The sequence below is a fragment of the Microbulbifer sp. A4B17 genome (assembly GCF_003076275.1).
GTDB lineage: Bacteria > Pseudomonadota > Gammaproteobacteria > Pseudomonadales > Cellvibrionaceae > Microbulbifer.
In genome coordinates, this window is the sequence record NZ_CP029064.1 from 949,891 (window position 1) to 968,269 (window position 18,379).

Here is an 18,379-nt window from a genome sequence, read left to right on the forward strand (position 1 = left end):
TTGAAATAGGCATAATTATGATTACACCAATTATGTTGCGCAGCTTTGGGCGTTCCGGGTCCACTTTGCTTATGCAAGTACTCGGATCATCAAGTAATGTGGTATTTGACCGGGATTATCCTTTTGAAAAGAGGCACTTAACCTATTTACATCGATTGACTACTGTAGCCTCTTCAGAATCCTGTAACGATGAAAATTGGAACGCTGATTCTTTATTTAGTTCTAAGATTAATAGAATTGGGCCTCTACCATATTTTGATACCAATATAATAGATCGCGAAAAACTCCAGTTAGATTTTTTGACACACTTATGGAGTGGATTTTCTGGGCAAATTAAAGATAAATTGAAAGAAGAATTAAATTTAGATAAACCTATTTATTATGCAGAAAAGGTAGTTCATGATATATGTCCAGATGTAAATGCGGCTTTTTATGCAAAAAATTTATTTTTGTTCAGGGATCCCAGGGATGAATTCGTTTCTATAAAAAGTTTCAATGCGAAACGCGGCTTTAACGGTTTTGGGTGGGGAGAATCTGATGATGATGAATCATATGCGTTAAAGTTGTGCCAGATGAGAAAGAGCTTTATGCAGCATATTAGCAGTATTGAGGCAAGTGATCGACGATACGTTGTTAAGTATGAAGAATTTATTAAATCCCCTTATGAGATTACAAGTTTTTTGGGTGATTGGATAGGTTTAGAGCTAGATTATGGAAAAGTTGAAGCTCAGAAGAAATCTGTAGAGCATCATATTACGAGCAGTAATGTCGCAGCATCTGTTGAGCGGTGGAGAACAGAGATGAGCCCTAATGTCGCTCAAATTTTTGAGAAAGAGATAGGCGAAGAGCTGAGTGAATTGGGCTACGGACTATGAGTAGAATAATTCTTCATGCCGGGATGCATAAGACAGGAACATCTTCAATTCAAGCGATTCTGAATTCGAATAGAAGTTCTCTGAAAAACAATGATTGGGAATATGTTTTTCTTCCAAAAGATGCGAAGGCAGCTTATGGCTATATTCATGGTTCTCCAGATTCGTATACATATACTGAAGCTAAGAAAGAGCTTGAGGAAATAGTCTCTGGTTCTGATTGCAAAAATTTTATTTTCTCCAGTGAAGATATGACTGCTGCTTTACAATCTGAAGATTTGTGGATGAGTAAGGGCGAAAGAGTTAGTCAGCTATTTGAATCGCTAGGAAATATAGAGGTCTTGATTTATTATCGTAAGCAAGACTCATTCTATGAGTCTGCGTTTCAGCAGAGGGCGAAGGAAGGGGTTCCTTTAAACTTTAAGGAAACCTTGAAGCGTCTTCCTATTATGAGTTCCATGGACTGGTATTCAAAATTCAAGATTTTTGAGAGTTGTTTTTCAGATTCTAAATTTACCTATATTTCATATGAAAAGGCACATAGTGGAATAGGAATTACAGGTTCATTCCTAAAATACGCGACCCTGAATGATATTATACCCATCGGTCACTCTAAAAGTAATAATGCTTCGAGTAAGATTCTAACAAGAATCTTTGCAGAGTATGGTCCGATACTAGACCCACATGATCAGTCTCTTCTTTCTGATGTTTTATGTAAGTATGAGAGGACGGGGGATTTCCGGCGGTACAAATTGCTTTCTTTGGAAGATAGGTTGTCGATTTTTGAAAATTATTATCAGTCTAATAAGAATCTATACTCTATTTGTGCAAATGCAGATGTTGTCGATCTAGATATTTGGCGCGCTGATCTATTGAGCGAGTATTCAAATAATTGTGAAAATAATATAGATATTAAAGATATTATTAGAGATCTTTTAAAGTTAATTTCTGTTTCTCATAAATAGAGCTCGATCAACTTTTGGAGTGAATTTAGATTGGGGATAAGGTCCTTCGGGTGGCTAGCTAATTATAATAGAGTGGTTTCTTGAAATCATGGCCTGACTTGCTATTTTCTTGGCTAGGCCATAAGCGTAATTTAATGCATGATTAATTCTGGATTAGTTTTTAAGTTTAATGTAGTGGGGCTATTATGAAGGTTTTGTTTTCTAATAGAGATGACTGGAGATCGAATATTGAGAGGCAGCTTAATAAGACAGAATATACTCCTGTCTTTTCTAAGTTTACTAAAAAGGCGGTAGACAATGTTGATCTAGTATTTCCAATTAGTATTGAAGATGTCTTAAAGGCTGGGCAGCTTTGCCCTGATTCAGAAAAGGGCATTTTTCCAAGTTCACCTACAGTGTGCCTGGCGGAAAATAAAGATAAATTTAATGTTTTTTTAGAGGAAAATGGATTTGAAGAATTTCTTCCAAAAGTAGGTTCTTTTAGAGGCGATTTTCCTTACGTTCTAAAGGGTAATGTAGGGAAGTTCGGATTAACTACTTATATTATTAACTCTATTGCGGATGAAGAAATTTACAGAGATAAACTGGATTCTGAAGAATATTTCTGTCAAGAATATGTTTCAGGTAAAGAGGAATATGCTCTTCACTTCATATTTGATGGGGGGAAATTTCTTTTTTCAAAAGAGGTGAAATACGTCTATGATCAGGACCTCTTTGTAAAAGGGAAAGGTCAAGGACCGGTTGATAAAATATGGGGATACGACTGTGTATTTTTAGATCAGTTTGGATCTCTCCTACAGAAATTAGATTATCGCGGGTTTGGTTGTTTCAATTACAAAGTTAATAATGGCCAGTTAAGAATACTAGAGCTGAATGCAAGAATCGGCGGATCTATGGGAAAATTTATTCATGAAGCTGTTGTTGCGTATTCAAATGCAGTGTCAATACTTTCTGCTAAAAGTACGTAAAGTAGACTACTTACTGATAGATAAAATCCTACTGCAGCTTTCAGCTCAAACGGTTAAAAGTACGAGGCAATGTGGGCACAAGCTCTGCCCCAATTGATCTGAACTCTTGAAGAGTTTCGTTGTGTATCCGTACTTATTGAAGTAATGATACGAAAGGGTGTTGTTAACCGGTTGTATTAGTGATTCGCAAATCCCGAAGGATTTGAGAGGCGGTCAATGGCCGAGGGAATTTTCTGCATTGAGGTACAATTTTAATTCTGTTGCCGTATATTATGTTTCTGAGGATGGTGGTGGTCACGTGTGAAGAATTTTTGATTTGTGAGTGCTGTCTCAAGCTAGGCGACAGATCTTTACGGAGCTATCTCCAAATAGTGGGCTTGGCCATCGGGTATGCTCAAGGCCATTGGAATGGCTGGTGGCATATTGTGCGGGTGGTTTAGCTTTCTCGACTGATGCGAGTAGGATAAAACGGGGAGAATTGGTATTGGACGACATTTGGGGTTGGCAAAACTCAATTGGCAAGGTTACTGAATAGTGGGTGTTGAGGATAGGTGGAGCTCAGTATATCGTGGTTAAGCAGTTGTGTAGTGTGCGGCTCGCTCTTTTAGAAAGAGGAATTCCTCATTGGTTTTTCACGATCTCCGCTGTCTGGTCCGGCTTGTAATGAGGTATACTAGGCGGTTTCGAGTGAGTACTGCCTCGTATTAACATGTTTTTTTGGCTTTTGTATTTAGCATGAAAATATTTCAAATAGGCTTTAACAAGTGTGGTACAACAAGCCTGAACCACTTTTTCTTACGTAATGGTTATAAGGCAGTTCATTGGGATTATGGAAACTTGGCGCTAAAGCTTGAGGAGAACTTCCTTCATGGGCGACCACTACTAAGTGAGTATGAGGAGTATAGCTTCTTTAGTGATATGGAGCTGGTTTCTAACCGATGCTTGTATGCCTTTGAAAAATTCTATCAGGAGTTGGATCGACAGTATCCAGGTTCTCTTTTTATATTAAATACACGCCCCTTAGATAAATGGATAAATAGTCGGCTTAAGCATGGGGGGGGGACTTATTTGCAGCGATTTGAAAAAATCTATGGTTGTGATCGTGAGGGGATTATACGTCGCTGGGAGTATGAGTGGTATAGGCATCACTCTAATGTACTTCAATATTTTTACGGTCGTGAAAATTTACTTTTATTTAATATTGAAAAAGATGGTGGGGATAAACTAAAGAGTTTTATTGGTTGTACTAAGATAAATGCTTCATTTTATCGGCACGACCATAGGACTGTCAGTTAGTGATACTAATAAGTTGGTTTTGCCTGACTTGCAATTAGCCTTTTTTCATTGCTATGCATAAGTAGTGTTTTTGAGTTTTTTATATTGTTTTATGGCTTTTTCAATTGCTCTTTGTAATTTATTTTTGATTAGATGTGTCTTCTTGGAGTGCGAATGAAGTTTGGAATTGCCGCAATTTTTAAGAATGAGTATGAGTATATTCTAGAATGGATTGTGTATCACCAGTTAATCGGTGTTGATGCCTTTTATATTGCTGATAATGTCAGTGATGATGGTTCTTCACAACTATTGGAGGCACTTGATTGTCTGGGTGTAATAAATCGGGTGTATTTCCCTAGGGTTGGTGATTGTGGTCCGCAGATGCCAGCTTACAATCATATATTACATCGTTTCGGTGACGAAGTGGATTTGTTGTGCTTTATCGACGCTGATGAATTTCTCGTGAGCACTGAAGACTCCGAGTTAAGAGATCTTTTATCTGACTTTTGTGAGAATGATGACGCGGGGGCTTTAGCGCTTAACTGGAGAAATTTTGGATCTTCTGACCATAAATTCAAGGGAGAAGGACTAGTTATTGAGCGATTTACACGCGCATCGAAACAGGATCACGATTTCAATCGCCATATCAAGACGATTTTGAAGCCCCCGATGACGAAGAAAATGCATATCCATGAGTGTGTACTTCAGTCGGGGCGCTACTATTCCGGGAATCTCCAGCCAGTAGTCTTTGAGAATGGTGAGCCGTGTGAACCCAAGACAAGGAAGGTTCAGTATGAAGGGGTCAGAGTCAATCACTATGTGGTTAAGTCCCGTCACGAGCATGTTATGAAAAAGGAGTGTAAGGGCTCCGGGGCTGGTAGTGCAACTAGGAAAAAGGGCGAAGCATACTTCAAGGCACATGACTTAAATGATGAGTCTGATGAGACATTACTCCGTTATGTCAATGACGTTAAGAGCGGTATTACTACACTGAGGGAGCGTGTGATCGAAGAGACTCCTTACCTCTGCTACGGGAAGGCATTCGTGGATGTAAGGTCGGACCTGATAACCGGTTGGGCTGCGGCTGAGTTTGATGGCCCGATAAAGATTCGTCTGTTGATCAATGGAGAGGAACACCTTGTAGACGTGAATCGTGGACGGCCTGATGTAGTGAATAAAGGGCTCTCCCGGCGTTTAAAGTGTGGGTTTAGCTTTAAACCTAGCAAAGTCATAACCCGCGAGGATAGAATCGAGGCATATATCTACGCTACGACTGTTGAGGCAAAAATTAACTATCGGTTAACTACTACTATATAGTTGCAGGGGGCGTAAAGGTTTGATAAAGGCTCTTATAAGTGCCCGAACCTTAGAGCGTAGATTTTAGGTAGAGTATAAATAGCGCTATGAAGTGCATTTTTACAAATTGGGTTCTTACTAGTGTTTAGATTTCTAAAGTCCCTGCTTCATATTGACTTGGGGCGTAGGCTTAGTTCCCTGCATGCGATTGAGCGGGCCAAGGATGCTGAGGCTGATTTTGACTGGCTTTCTAAGGGTAGGGATCCTCAATTTTTGATCAAGGGGCGGGGACTTGGCTCTGGCTGGTATATGCTAGAAATAGATCTTCGACATGATCAGCCCTCAGCAGATGCGAAGATTTACTTTGATCACGGAAGCGGCTTCAATGAGCCAGATAGTGTATTTATTCCGATAAAATCTGGCAGAGTAACTAAGCGCCTTGTGTATCTATCTTCTCGGGCGCATGCACTCCGTTTTGACCCAATGGAAACTTCGGGGCTTTTCTCAATTAGGCACTTTCACCTGGTCAGATTGCCAGCACAGTTTGCCTATGATCGTTTGTCCCAGCGCTTGGCTAACATGCACTTTAAGTTCCGTGACTTGGGGAAAGCAAATGTATTGCAATATATTCGCGAAGAAGCCCGTGAAACCAATCGCCCTTGGAAAGAGTTGGCTCTGCATCACTACGCAAGAACTTTCACTAAAAGGCGGCAGACGTGTGATTATGCGGAATGGATCGGTAAGGTTGAAGCCATAAAGCTAGCTTCCCGTTCGGATGATGCGTACGGGGAGAAGCTTGACGCGCAGCCCCTGATTTCAATTATCCTCCCAACTTTCAATACTGATCCAGAGTTGCTACGTGATTGTTTAGAGTCTGTACTTGCGCAGAGTTATAACAAATGGCAGCTTTGTATCGCCGATGATGCTTCCTCAAATCAGAAGACCCGGGAATGTCTTTTGGAGTATCAGGCTCAGGATTCTCGTATTCAGGTAGTTTTTCGGAAAGATAACGGACATATTTCTGCTGCTAGTAATACTGCCCTGGAATTGGTAAAGGGCGGATATATTGCACTGTTGGATCATGATGATACCTTGGCGCCACATGCATTGATGACAATGGTGAAGGCGATTGCCGACAACCCTCAGGCACAGCTGCTTTATAGTGATGAAGACAAAATTGATGAGCTGGGTGAGCGCTTCGACCCGCACTTTAAGCCAGGCTGGAATCCAGATCTGTTACTGTCACAAAACTATATTTGTCATTTGACTGTTTTGAAAACAGCACTTGTGGAACAGATCGGGGGCTTTCGTTTAGGGCTTGAGGGTAGCCAGGACCATGATTTACTTCTGCGCTGTGTGCCGTACCTGAATAGTGACAATGTAGTTCATATCCCGGAAATACTATACCACTGGCGGGCAATTAGTGGCTCTACTGCTCTGGAAGGTGGCGCGAAAAATTATGCTGCGACTGCTGGTTTGAAAGCTGTGAATGATTACCTGAGCTCTCAAACTATAAATGCTACTGCGATGCCTGGTACGGCTCCAAATAGCTATAGAGTGCGATGGAATGTGCCGGAGTCGGCTCCTCTAGTGAGCCTATTGGTTCCTACGCGAGATGGCTTTGGTATTTTAAAGCCCTGTGTAGAGGCAATCCTCTCTAGAACTGATTACCCAAATTTTGAATTGTTAATTTTGGATAATCAAAGCACCTGTGAGGCTACGCTGAGCTTTTTGGAGGAGATATGTACTTCTGATCCTCGTGTTTCCGTACACCGCTGGGATTATCCATTCAATTACTCGGCAATTAATAATTTCGGTGCTGGCCTTGCGAAGGGTGAGGTTATTGGGTTGATCAATAATGATATTGAGCCCATCAATAGTGATTGGCTGAGTGAGTTGGTGGGGCAGGCTCTAAGGCCCGAAATTGGCTGTGTTGGAGCCAAACTATATTATCCCAACGATACTATTCAGCACGGTGGAGTAATCTTAGGTATTGGTGGTGTCGCTGGTCATTCCCACAAGTATTTCAGTCGCAATGAATATGGCTACTTTTCACGTCTCCACCTTATTCAAAACCTTTCTGCAGTGACCGCTGCTTGCTTACTATTGCGTAAGGCAGTTTTCGATGAGGTTGGTGGATTGAATGAGGAAGACTTAGCAGTATCCTTTAACGATGTGGACTTATGCTTGAAGGTTCGCGAAGCAGGTTATCGTAATCTGTGGACACCTTACGCAGAGCTATACCACCACGAATCTGTATCCCGTGGAGCGGACAACACTACAGCAAAACGCCGCCGTGCACAGAGGGAGGCCGATTATATGCGTGGCCGGTGGGGAGATTTACTAGATACCGATCCCGCATATAACCCTAATCTGACCTTAATCCATGAGGATTTTACCCTGGCGTGATAGTGATATGGCGCAGTATTTCAATTACTGCGCCATTCGTATTCAGAGCGACATAGCAGGCGTGCCTTACTTTTTGATACCTGGAAGCTGTCTACTCGACTTGTTGGCTTAAAGGTTTGGGAGCCTGGAGGCGCAATCGTATCAGATTTGGCATAATCTACTTACGCTATAAGCGTATAAGTAAACAAGTTCTTGCTCCGGTAGCCCAAGCGACGTCCCAACCTTATGACCTTTTCTCAATTATTTGTAGCCTGTATCTTCGTTCTGGTTATCGTTTCACTGATCTTCACCCGGTTTAGGCCATCCCTGGTCTTCGCTTCGGCCGCTGGGGCTTGCTTTCTAACTGGACTTGTGCCAGCGGAGTCAGCTCTACAGAAGGGGGCCAACCCGGGTCTGGTGACATTGGTCGCGTTACTATTGGTATCTGTGGGACTGGAGAAGGCTCGTTGGTTGCGATTGATTTCAGGTGGGCTAATCAAGGGCTCCCTCAATGCCAGCCTGTTACGGCTTTCTGCTGCTACGGCATTGAGTTCGGCCTTCCTTAACAATACGGCAGTGGTGGCAGCACTTGCATCCAGTGTTAAGGGGCAGCGGCGGCTGCCCGCAGCCAAGCTTTTGATGCCGCTATCATATGCGGCAATACTTGGGGGGACACTGACCCTGATAGGAACTTCCACCAACCTGATTGTCAATAGTTTTGTATTGGATCGCGGCTTGCCAGGACTGGATTTCTTTGCCTTTTTACCGGTAGGGTTGGCCGCAACTTTAGTAGGACTCACTGTACTTCTATTGTGTAATCGTTTGCTACCCGAAGGGAGCGTAGCTGATGAACCGGTGACTGAATACTTGCTAGAGGCCGAGGTAGTGGAGAATTCTCCTCTTGATGGAAAGAGTGTTGAGCAAAATAATCTGCGTCGCCTGGAGACTTTCTACCTAATTGAAATAGTTCGGGGTGATCAAGTAATCAGCCCAGTTGGCCCCTCAGAATTAATCCGTTCTGGCGATAAATTGATTTTCAGTGGCGATGTTCGTGATCTCGGGCGTTTACAGGATATAGAAGGTTTACGCTTATTTGCTTTAGACGATGAGGCATTGGATTTAAATCTTACAGAAGTGGTGATTACTCCAAGCTCCAGTATTCTAGGCCAGTCGCTCAAAAGTTGTAACTTTCGCACTCGTTTTGATGCCGCAGTTGTGGCAATGCGGCGTGGCGGTGACAGGCTGTCGGGTAAGTTGGGAGAGATTGAATTACGAGCAGGAGATGCGCTCTTACTCGCCGTGGGACCTGATTTCCGTCATCATCTTAATATCGACAAAAACTTCTATGTGATCAGTGGTACTGAGGTTAGACGGGACTTGTCCCGACGGGATAATTGGCTATTGGGCTTAGGCTTCACGGCAGTTGTAGCTGGAGCGGCACTTGGTTATTTTTCATTGCTGAAAGGCCTGCTGGTACTACTTGGTGGCATGATCGGCCTCGGTATCCTATCGACTACTGAATTGCAAAGGCGTTTTCCTTTCCAGATATGGCTGATTATTGCCAGTGCTTTGGTGCTTGCGGAAGCTTTTGCCGGTAGCGGCCTGGCTGATGCATTGGCCGAAGGATTGAAGGGGCTCCTTGCTGGTTGGGGACCAATGGCAGGTTTGGTAGGAATCTTTTTACTTACTCTTGCGTTAACTGAACTAATGACAAATAACGCGGCTGCTGCTTTGGCTTTTCCCCTCGCCTGGAGCCTGGCCGATAGTTTTGGAGTCAGTTGGATGCCTTTTGTAATGGCCGTTGCCTATGGAGCAAGTGCAAGCTTTTTAACACCTTTTGGCTACCAAACGAATCTGATAGTGCAAAACCTTGGTGGGTATCATTTTCGCGATTTTCTTCGGGCAGGCCTGCCTCTGACTGTTGCTTATTCTGTTGTTATTTTGGTGTTACTGCCAATCGTATTTCCCTTTGAGGTTTGACCGGTTTGGAAATTGAATTGGAAATGGTCAGTCGCTGGCTAATCGTGGAGGAAGGCCATAACCCCTCTACGGATTATTTTATTTTGCCTTTTCTGAATAAGCTTTCTGCTAATTATGAGCGTTTAAGTTTTGATGCCCCCCCTGAAAAGGAAAAAATACACGATGCATGCATCATATTTGTGCGCTATATCCCTAGACGATGGCAATTATTTCTTAAGAAAAATATTGACTTGATTTCTAAGATATATTTATTTATGGATGATGATTTATTTGATTGGCGAGTGTTTTCAAATTTACCTGTCAAATATAAAGCCAAGTTACTTAGATATAGTTGGTCAAGGCAAAAATGGTTAAAGTCGGTGGAAGCTCAATTATTGGTATCCACCCCTTATCTACAAAAAAAATACAGTGACTGGAAACCAAGTTTATTGCAGCCAGAGCCGGTTAGGGGAGATATAGTAAGTAGCGTAAATGTTTTTTATCATGGCTCTGCATCACATAAAGAAGATATTTTATGGTTGCGCCCAATTGTAGAGGAAGTTCTTAGGCAAAATTTAAGTCTGACCTTTGAAATAATTGGAGATGGTAGAGTAAATCGACTTTTTAATGATCTGCCTAGAGTGCAGGTATTACATCCTATGAAGTGGCCTACTTATTTATCACTACTGCAAAGTCGGCAGAGAGCTATAGGTTTAGCTCCATTATTGGATTTACCGTTTAATAGAGCCAGGTCGCATACCAAGTTCTTCGACATTACACAAAGTGGTGCTGTGGGTGTTTATGCTGCTGGTGATGTTTATGGCAAAGTGATTCGTCATCGTGAAAATGGCCTACTTTTGCCTATGAATCCTTCACAGTGGATCGAAGGAATCCTCTCTTTAGCAGAAGATGAAGTATTACGAGAAAATATGCTGGCTGAGGCGCGAAAATGTCTGTAGTCGGACATTGCTCTCTTGGTTTAAGCAGGCTCAAGGTTCTAGAGAGTTTTCTTGGCGCCCGTTGTCAGTACGTTGCTTTGCAACCCGACAGCTGTATAAATTATATGATTGGCTGGGGACTTAAACCGACTGCGATGAGAGCAAAAAGGGTGTCCTCAAAGGCGGGCCTTCCCTTTGTTTGTATAGAAGACGGGTTTATACGCTCTCTAGGTTTAGGTGTTGATGGGGCTGTGCCCCATAGTTTGGTGCTAGATAAAACTGGAATTTACTATGATGCGTCAAGGCCCAGTGACTTGGAAGCCTTGATATCACATGCGGATTTTACTCCTGCAGAATTGAAACGAGCTGAGAAAGGATTGGAGTTATTACGATCTAACAGGCTTTGTAAGTATAACCAATCATTAGATGCTCCCTTAGGTTGGCCAAAAAATTTAAAACGTGTTTTGGTGGTTGATCAGACATTTGGCGATGTCTCTATTCGAGCAGGTCAGGCTTCAGAAGCGCATTTTAAGAATATGCTTGAAAGTGCTATTGAGGATAATCCTGAAGCGGAGATATGTGTCAAGGTGCACCCCGATGTTATAGCCGGCAAAAAGCGGGGTTACCTATTAGGTCTCGCTTCTGAAAAGGGCTGCCGAATCATTAATGAGGATGTTTCACCTTGGGCTATTTTTGATTGTGTAGAGAAAGTTTATGTGGTCACTAGCCAGCTGGGCTTTGATGCTTTAATCGCTGGAAAAGAGGTGCACTGTTTTGGCATTCCTTTTTATTCTGGATGGGGATTAACCAAAGATAGACAATACTTGCCACGTCGCAATACCAATCGATCTCTTCCACAGTTATTCTGTGCTGCCTATTTGCGATATTGTCGCTATATAAACCCATATACTGGCGATAAATGTGAGTTTGAAGATACACTTGCTTTGATTGCGGAGCAGAAGCGGCAGTGGCTTAGGTTTGAAGGTCCTTGGGTTGGAGTTGGTTTTTCTCCATGGAAGAAGAGATTTATCCCTAACTTTCTTGGCGATAAAAGAAAGGTTAATTTTGTAAAAAACAAAAGCCCTCTTAAACACTGTCCTGAGGGTTCTAATGTTTTTGTTTGGGCAAGCCGAGTTACTGACTCATTGCGCGAAAACGTTGAGCGAGCCAAGGCTCGGCTCTGGAGGGTTGAAGATGGATTTTTACGTTCTGCTGGATTAGGTGCAGACTTGGTTGCGCCCACGTCTCTTGTATTCGATGCTCGAGGTATTTATTTTGATGCCAGGTCACCAAGTGATCTTGAAGTTATTTTAAATGACACAAATTTTAGTGATCTAACGCTTGATAAAGCTAGAGATTTACATTCACTATTATTAAATAAGCGGGTTACAAAATACAATATTAAAGGAAAAGTGAATCTCTCTTTATCTGATAATAAAAAGGTTATTTTAGTTCCTGGGCAAGTTGAAAGTGATGCCTCAATTGCTTGCGGATCGCCAGTAATAAAGAGTAATCATTCTCTTTTAGAGCGCGTAAGAGGGGAGCATCCGAATGCTCATATTATCTACAAGCCTCATCCAGATGTAGTTGCTGGTGCTCGTTTAGGAGACCTACCTCAAGGTTCTCAGTGTTTTTATGACTCGCTTGTCACTGAGGGGGATGTTTCACAACTTTTGGAGCAGGTTGACGAAGTTCACACCTTAAGTTCACTGACAGGTTTTGAAGCCCTGCTTAGAGGAGTCAAGGTTGTCACCTATGGTTTACCTTTTTACTCTGGTTGGGGTTTAACACATGACACGCTGCTTTCCTTGACAAGAGAGGATTGTTCGAATTATGAATTATTTAAGAATCGGCGACACCGTAGATTAACGTTAAACGAATTAATAGCGGGAACTTTATTACTTTATCCTGTTTATACGGATATTAAAACAGGCGATTATGTTGATGCCCAGACGACCGTTAAGTTGCTAGAGAAACAACGCTCTTTATACACCAATAAAAACATTTTATTTAAAGTGTTTTACTGGTACAGAAGGAAGTTTCTGCGTTATTAATGTTTTTTGAAATAGAAATGGTTTTGTAAGCAAAAAGTAGTAACTGCACATCAGTGTACACAAAATAGTATAGGAAATGTATTTTTAGTGGGGGAACAATGCTGAAGCGAACATTTAGCTTGGCCTGGAAAATACCCAAATGGTCTTTTGAATTGGCGAGCTGGGGAAAGAGTTTTAAAAATAATCCTATTATTGGGAATTATTGGCTTAACCTTCTTGGTTTGCATGTTTTTAGGGTAGTAGTAGCCCATGCGCTATTTCGATTTCGTTTAGTGCTTCTCTCACCATTGGTACCATTGGATTACCGGAAGGAGTTTATTAAGAATGGCTATATCTTGAAAAAGAATTTTTTGTCGGAAGAACAGTTTTTAAGGTTAGCCAAGGAACTTAATCAGTTTGAGGGGCCTGTCAGAGAGATTATTGAGGGGACAACCGTGACACAGCGGATCTTTATGGATTATAAGGAGAGAAAGAGGGCTCCAGAGTTCAATGCGCTAGTCGAAAATAAACTTTTAGATAGATTAATGCGGTATTGCTCATCAAAAAACCGTCCCCCGTTATTTTATATAGAGAATCTTTGTAATCACGAGAATGTGAACCCTCGACCAGATCCTCAACGCGATTTACACGCGGATACTTTTCATCCGTGCGTAAAAGGGTGGTTGTACATAGATGAAACAGATAATAGTAATGGTGCTTATGTCTATGTTCCCGGCTCCCATAGCTTGTCTTGGAAAAGGTTGAAATGGGAATATAAAGAAAGTCTTGAAGCTTGTAAAAAAGGTGCTGATCGAGAACCAGGGCGCTACTGGGATGGATCTTTTAGGGTCAGTAGAGAAGATCTGAGTAAAATGGAATATCAAGTAGAGAAGCTATCTGTTCCTGCTAATACATTGGTAATTGGCAATGTGTATGGCTTTCATTGCCGTGGTGAAGCGGTTCAAAAGTCAAAACGTATGACGGTATGGATGCAGGCCAGGGATAATCCATTTAATCCATTATTTACCCCTTTCCCTAAAGTTACTGCAAGGGCGTTTGAGGGAATCTGGAAGAAAGCTTTAGAGCGCCTTGACCAGGGAAAAATAAACAGTGGCGAACAGCGAAATTTTTACGGTAGTTTATCTCGCCCTGATGACAAGGAGGCTGCCGATAAACCTTAGTGTTTATCTCTTTAAAAGGCACCGAGTGACATGTTAAATCCTGTGACCGCTTACGATTGATATAAAAACTGCTTAATTTGTTGGTGACGTGACTAATTGATTTGGAATTACTTAGTCTACTGAGCAGCTATTTATTAGTGAAACTGTGACTTGGTTAATTGATGTGCTTTTTTGCTTGTGTAAAATAATCGCTTTTTTTTGTCGCTTAAAGCCATTTTATGACATGTTTATTAGCTTCGTTTATGGATAAGCATGTATGTATAATAAGGTTCTTAATATAAATAGCTAATTAAGCTTCATTTTTGTGACTTGATATTCTATATATAGAAAAAAGCGCTTTTTGTTTATATTTTGCGCTCTTTTTGGGTGGCTGGCTTTAATATCAAGCAATACCAGAGCTTCTAAAGAGGTGGCGGCTATAGAAGGATATCACTCTGTTTGGTAGAATTTTATGCCAGCTGGTAATCCAATATCTGTTATTTTTCGTTTAGTTGACTATTCCTGTTGAGGCCCGTGGAGCCACAGAATGATGCATACCTATGTATCAAAGAACTGAGTGTCTAAAATGCGGCATGGTTTTTGTTTGATCAATTATTAATATTTGCACAATTTCTAAGCGCAAATAACAAGTTTCTAGGGGTAGGATGAATAATGTCTGTGGCAGTCTTTTTACAGGGGCCCCACGGCCCGTTCTTTGCGAAGTTAGCAAAGAGACTTTCACAACAGGGCATAACTACGCACAAAATTAACTTTAATGGCGGTGATCGCTACTTTGCCTGGGCTGATTTTCAGGTTGATTTCACAGGGAGTGAAAGTGACTGGGCATCCTTCCTTAAGTCTTATTTATCTGAACATGGAGCTGAAGCTGTATTTGTTTATGGTGACTGCCGTCGTTATCACTCTCAAGCTCAAACTGTTTGCGAATCTTTGGGAGTTGCTTTTGGTGTGTTTGAAGAAGGGTATTTACGCCCGGACTTCGTCACGTTGGAGTGGGGTGGTGTCAATGCTTTTTCTCAGAAAGAATGGACTCGGGAGGCGATCGAAAAGTATGAACCTGATCAACGTGAAGTTTGTGTATCGCCGGTAGGACAAACATTTTGGCATCGTGCTTATTATGCAGCGGGCTACTACGCAGCGCTGCGTCTGGCTCGCTCTGAATTTCCAGTTTACCATCACCACCGAAACCGGGATTGGAAGGCAGAGGGATTTTGTTGGCTGAAGAGCTTTGTACGTAAAGGGCTGTATAAAGTAACAGAGCGGAATTTAACTTCTAAGCTCACAGGAGAATTAAGCCAGCGTTTCTTTTTGTTTCCCCTTCAGACTCGCGATGATTTCCAGCTACGAGAACATTCTGACCTCCTCTCAATAGAAAATGCCATTGATCGAGTGCTGCAATCGTTTGCGAAGAATGCTCCGGATGATACTGTGGTTGTTTTAAAGCATCACCCTATGGATCGTGGTTTCTGTAATTACCAGAAATTAATTGACGGTTTAGAGGTTCGTTATGGTATTCAGGGGCGGGTTGTCTATTGTCATGACTTGCACTTGCCTACTCTACTGGACCATGCGCGCGGCGTAGTCACCATTAATAGTACTGTTGGTATCTCAGCCCTTCTCCACGAAGTACCGACAAAGGTGCTCGGACGTGCACTATACGATATCCCAGGCTTAACACATCAAGGCACTTTATCCAGTTTTTGGGTTGGGCCCGAGAGTGTGGATATTCGTTTTTTCAAACGATTTCATACCTACTTGTACGAGCAAACCCAGTTGGATGGTAGCTTCTCAAAGGCAGTCGGCGTCACAATTGATGGTGTGGTTAGGCGCATAGAATCTGCAGCTGTGGGTAGCCCCCAGGCCAAGCTTTCTATTGCTGGCGCAAATGATGCCGGCTGATTGGTCTTGCGGGTTCGAACTGTTGTCTAGAAATTTTGCAGCCTTTACCTCTCGGTTTTAAGCATTTTGTTCTGCTCTCAGCTCTCGCTATTGTTTGTTTAAAAAACAGGCTGATCTGGATCGTCTAACCTGTTAGACTGCGCGGCCTTTTACCCACCGCTCCGGTCCCGCGATAGGGACTTTGGCTTCAAGTGAATTCCGAAATGACCGATACCCCTAAAGCGGCCGGCTTCGACCAGTTGGGTCTGCCGTCTGAAATTCTCAGCGCCATCGAAAAGCTCGGCTATGAGACTCCCTCCCCGATCCAGGCACAAACTATTCCGTCCCTGCTGGAGGGGCGGGATGTGCTAGGCCAGGCCCAGACCGGCACTGGCAAGACCGCAGCCTTTGCGCTGCCGCTACTCTCCCAGCTGGACCTGAACGATCGTCGTCCCCAGGCACTGGTGCTGGCACCGACCCGCGAGCTGGCTATTCAGGTGGCTGAAGCCTGCCAGTCTTACGCATCCAAGTTGAAAGGTTTCCACGTTGCGCCTATCTACGGTGGTGCTGACTACCGTGGCCAGATACAGCAGTTGAAGCGTGGCGTTCAGCTGGTGGTAGGTACTCCCGGACGGGTGATGGACCATATGCGTCGCGGCTCCCTGGATCTGTCCAATCTGCGCACCCTGGTGTTGGATGAAGCGGATGAAATGCTGCGCATGGGCTTTATCGATGATGTGCAGTGGGTATTGGAGCAGATTCCTGAAGAGCGCCAGATTGCGCTGTTCTCCGCCACTATGCCAAAAGAGATTGCCCGCATCGCCCGCGAGCATCTGGATGAGCCGGTTGAAGTAAAAATCCGTGTTAAGACCGAGACTGCGGAAACCATTCGCCAGCGCTACTGGCCGGTTGGCGGCCTGCACAAACTGGATGCACTGACCCGTATTCTTGAAGCGGAGCCGGTGGACGCCACGATTATCTTCGTGCGCACCAAAAACAGCACTGTGGAACTGGCAGATAAGCTGGCCGCCAGAGGCTTTGCCAGTGCCGCCCTGAACGGTGATATGGCGCAGAACCTGCGTGAAGCCGTGATCGACAAGCTGAAAAATGGCAAGCTCGATATTGTTGTAGCCACCGATGTTGCGGCTCGTGGACTGGATGTGAAGCGTATCAGCCACGTGATCAATTACGACATCCCCTACGATACCGAAGCTTATATTCACCGTATCGGTCGTACCGGCCGCGCCGGTCGCGAGGGCGATGCGATCCTGTTTGTGGCGCCCCGCGAGCGCCGTATGTTACGGGTTATCGAGAAAGCGACCAAGAAGCCGATCGAAAAACTCGATTTGCCCAGCGCAGATGCAGTGAACAGCGCCCGTATGCAGCGCTTCCGCGAGCGCATTACCGCGACCCTGGAAGGCCAAACTGATCTGGCGCCCTATCGCCAGCTGGTTGAGGAATTCCTGGCGCAGAATGAAGTTGACCCTCTGGATGTTGCCGCCGCGCTGGCTGCAATGGCCCAAGGTGATCAGCCCCTGCTGATTCAAGAGAAAGAGCAGAGGCCGCGCAAAGAGCGTCGCGAGCGCGATGATGACTTTGACGGTGGCCGTCGCCGCAAGAAGGAAAGCTTCGAGAAAGATCGCAAGCTGCCGCCGCCCGATGAGGGGCTGGAGCGCTTCCGTATCGAGATCGGCCGCGAGCAGGGCGTGCGCCCCGGCAGCATTGTTGGCGCTATTGCCAATGAGGTGGATCTGGACAGCTCCTATATCGGCCGTATCGAAATCTACAACGATTTCACCACGGTAGATCTGCCCCAGGGAATGCCGAAAGAAGTGTTCCAACACCTGAAGAAGGTGCGTGTTTCCGGTAAGCCGATGAAAATCACCCGCTTCGATGAAGCGGCGGTGAAATCGAAAGGGAAGCCCAAGGGTAAGCCTAAGTTCAAGCCCAAAGGTAAGCCTAAAGGTAAGCGCGGCAATAACGACGAGTAAGTCGTACCTATTTAGCAGGTTTATTCCGGGAGAGCGCAGGCCTGCGCTCTCCCATTCAGTTTCCCTTCTTCTATTTCTTCCCTGACTTGAATTAGCGCTGTGGCAACATACGGGTGAGTGTGTTATCGCGGACAATAAAGTGGTGCCACAGGGCTGCGGCGATATGCAGTCCAACCAGTACGAGCAGGGCGGGCCACATTACATCTTTGTGCAGGAAAGCGATTTGCTTGCCCAGATCCGGGTTTTTGGCGAACAGGTTGGGAACGGCAAACAGGCCAAAAAACTCGGTATCGCGCCCAAACAGCTGGCGCATCACGATGCCGGATACCGGCATAGCCAGAATCAACAGGTAGAGTCCACCATGGGTCAGGCTGGACAGCGCCTTCTGCCACTTCTTGCCTTCAATCTGTGGGCGCTTGTGACGCGCACGCCAGTAGAGGCGAAGGGCCAGAAGCATCAGGACACCGACACCCAGGGAGAAGTGCAGCTGCATAAACCAGCCGCGCATGGGGTCGCCGCGCTCGTAAAACTCATGCAGTTCAACCGCTCCCCACACAGAGAGCAGTAGGATTACAAAAAGCCAGTGCAGTCCTTTACTCACTGAGTTCCAACGTTCAACCGGGTTTGACATAGAGAGT

At 44.1% G+C, this 18,379-nt stretch carries 13 protein-coding genes; 12 read left to right on the plus strand and 1 reads right to left on the minus strand.

The genetic code is table 11. The features are described 5' to 3' along the window. Window positions 1-17 precede the first annotated feature (17 nt). From BTJ40_RS04320 to BTJ40_RS04375, 12 genes are all read left to right on the plus strand, one after another. The gene (locus tag BTJ40_RS04320; RefSeq protein WP_108731940.1) at window positions 18-875 is read left to right on the plus strand and encodes a sulfotransferase; all 858 of its coding nucleotides are present in this window, start codon (window positions 18-20) and stop codon (window positions 873-875) included. Next, the gene (locus BTJ40_RS04325) at window positions 872-1,837 is read left to right on the plus strand and encodes a hypothetical protein (RefSeq protein WP_108731941.1); all 966 of its coding nucleotides are present in this window, start codon (window positions 872-874) and stop codon (window positions 1,835-1,837) included. Before BTJ40_RS04320 ends, BTJ40_RS04325 begins: the two co-directional genes overlap by 4 nt. A gap of 185 nt (window positions 1,838-2,022) precedes the next feature. Next, window positions 2,023-2,805 (plus strand): hypothetical protein, encoded by a 783-nt coding sequence (locus tag BTJ40_RS04330; RefSeq protein ID WP_108731942.1) that lies wholly within the window; start codon window positions 2,023-2,025, stop codon window positions 2,803-2,805. Window positions 2,806-3,540: 735 nt separating this feature from the next. After that, window positions 3,541-4,101, plus strand: a complete 561-nt coding sequence (locus BTJ40_RS04335) for a sulfotransferase (protein WP_108731943.1) — start codon at window positions 3,541-3,543, stop codon at window positions 4,099-4,101. Between the two features lie 153 nt (window positions 4,102-4,254). Then, window positions 4,255-5,397, plus strand: a complete 1,143-nt coding sequence (locus BTJ40_RS04340; RefSeq protein WP_157953880.1) for a glycosyltransferase family 2 protein — start codon at window positions 4,255-4,257, stop codon at window positions 5,395-5,397. A gap of 120 nt (window positions 5,398-5,517) precedes the next feature. Continuing rightward, a complete protein-coding gene (locus tag BTJ40_RS04345; protein ID WP_108731945.1) occupies window positions 5,518-7,785 on the plus strand; it encodes a glycosyltransferase family 2 protein in 2,268 nt (755 codons plus the stop codon). 225 nt (window positions 7,786-8,010) lie between these two features. Beyond that, window positions 8,011-9,744: an SLC13 family permease gene (locus BTJ40_RS04350; protein WP_108731946.1), complete on the plus strand. Its 1,734-nt coding sequence runs from the start codon at window positions 8,011-8,013 to the stop codon at window positions 9,742-9,744. Between the two features lie 5 nt (window positions 9,745-9,749). Continuing rightward, the gene (locus BTJ40_RS04355) at window positions 9,750-10,682 is read left to right on the plus strand and encodes a glycosyltransferase family 1 protein (RefSeq protein WP_238152132.1); all 933 of its coding nucleotides are present in this window, start codon (window positions 9,750-9,752) and stop codon (window positions 10,680-10,682) included. Beyond that, window positions 10,673-12,715 (plus strand): capsular polysaccharide biosynthesis protein, encoded by a 2,043-nt coding sequence (locus BTJ40_RS04360; protein ID WP_108731947.1) that lies wholly within the window; start codon window positions 10,673-10,675, stop codon window positions 12,713-12,715. The genes BTJ40_RS04355 and BTJ40_RS04360 overlap by 10 nt, the downstream gene beginning before the upstream one ends. Before the next feature lie 98 nt (window positions 12,716-12,813). After that, a complete protein-coding gene (locus BTJ40_RS04365) occupies window positions 12,814-13,875 on the plus strand; it encodes a phytanoyl-CoA dioxygenase family protein (protein ID WP_108731948.1) in 1,062 nt (353 codons plus the stop codon). 651 nt (window positions 13,876-14,526) lie between these two features. After that, entirely contained in the window at window positions 14,527-15,771 is a 1,245-nt protein-coding gene (locus BTJ40_RS04370; protein WP_108731949.1) for a capsule biosynthesis protein, read from the plus strand. Between the two features lie 203 nt (window positions 15,772-15,974). After that, window positions 15,975-17,741, plus strand: coding sequence for a DEAD/DEAH box helicase (locus tag BTJ40_RS04375; RefSeq protein ID WP_108731950.1), 1,767 nt, complete (start codon window positions 15,975-15,977; stop codon window positions 17,739-17,741). 91 nt (window positions 17,742-17,832) lie between these two features. Here the strand turns inward: BTJ40_RS04375 and BTJ40_RS04380 are convergent, their stop codons facing one another. Beyond that, the gene (locus tag BTJ40_RS04380; protein WP_108731951.1) at window positions 17,833-18,372 is read right to left on the minus strand and encodes a cytochrome b; all 540 of its coding nucleotides are present in this window, start codon (window positions 18,370-18,372) and stop codon (window positions 17,833-17,835) included. Window positions 18,373-18,379: the final 7 nt, after the last annotated feature.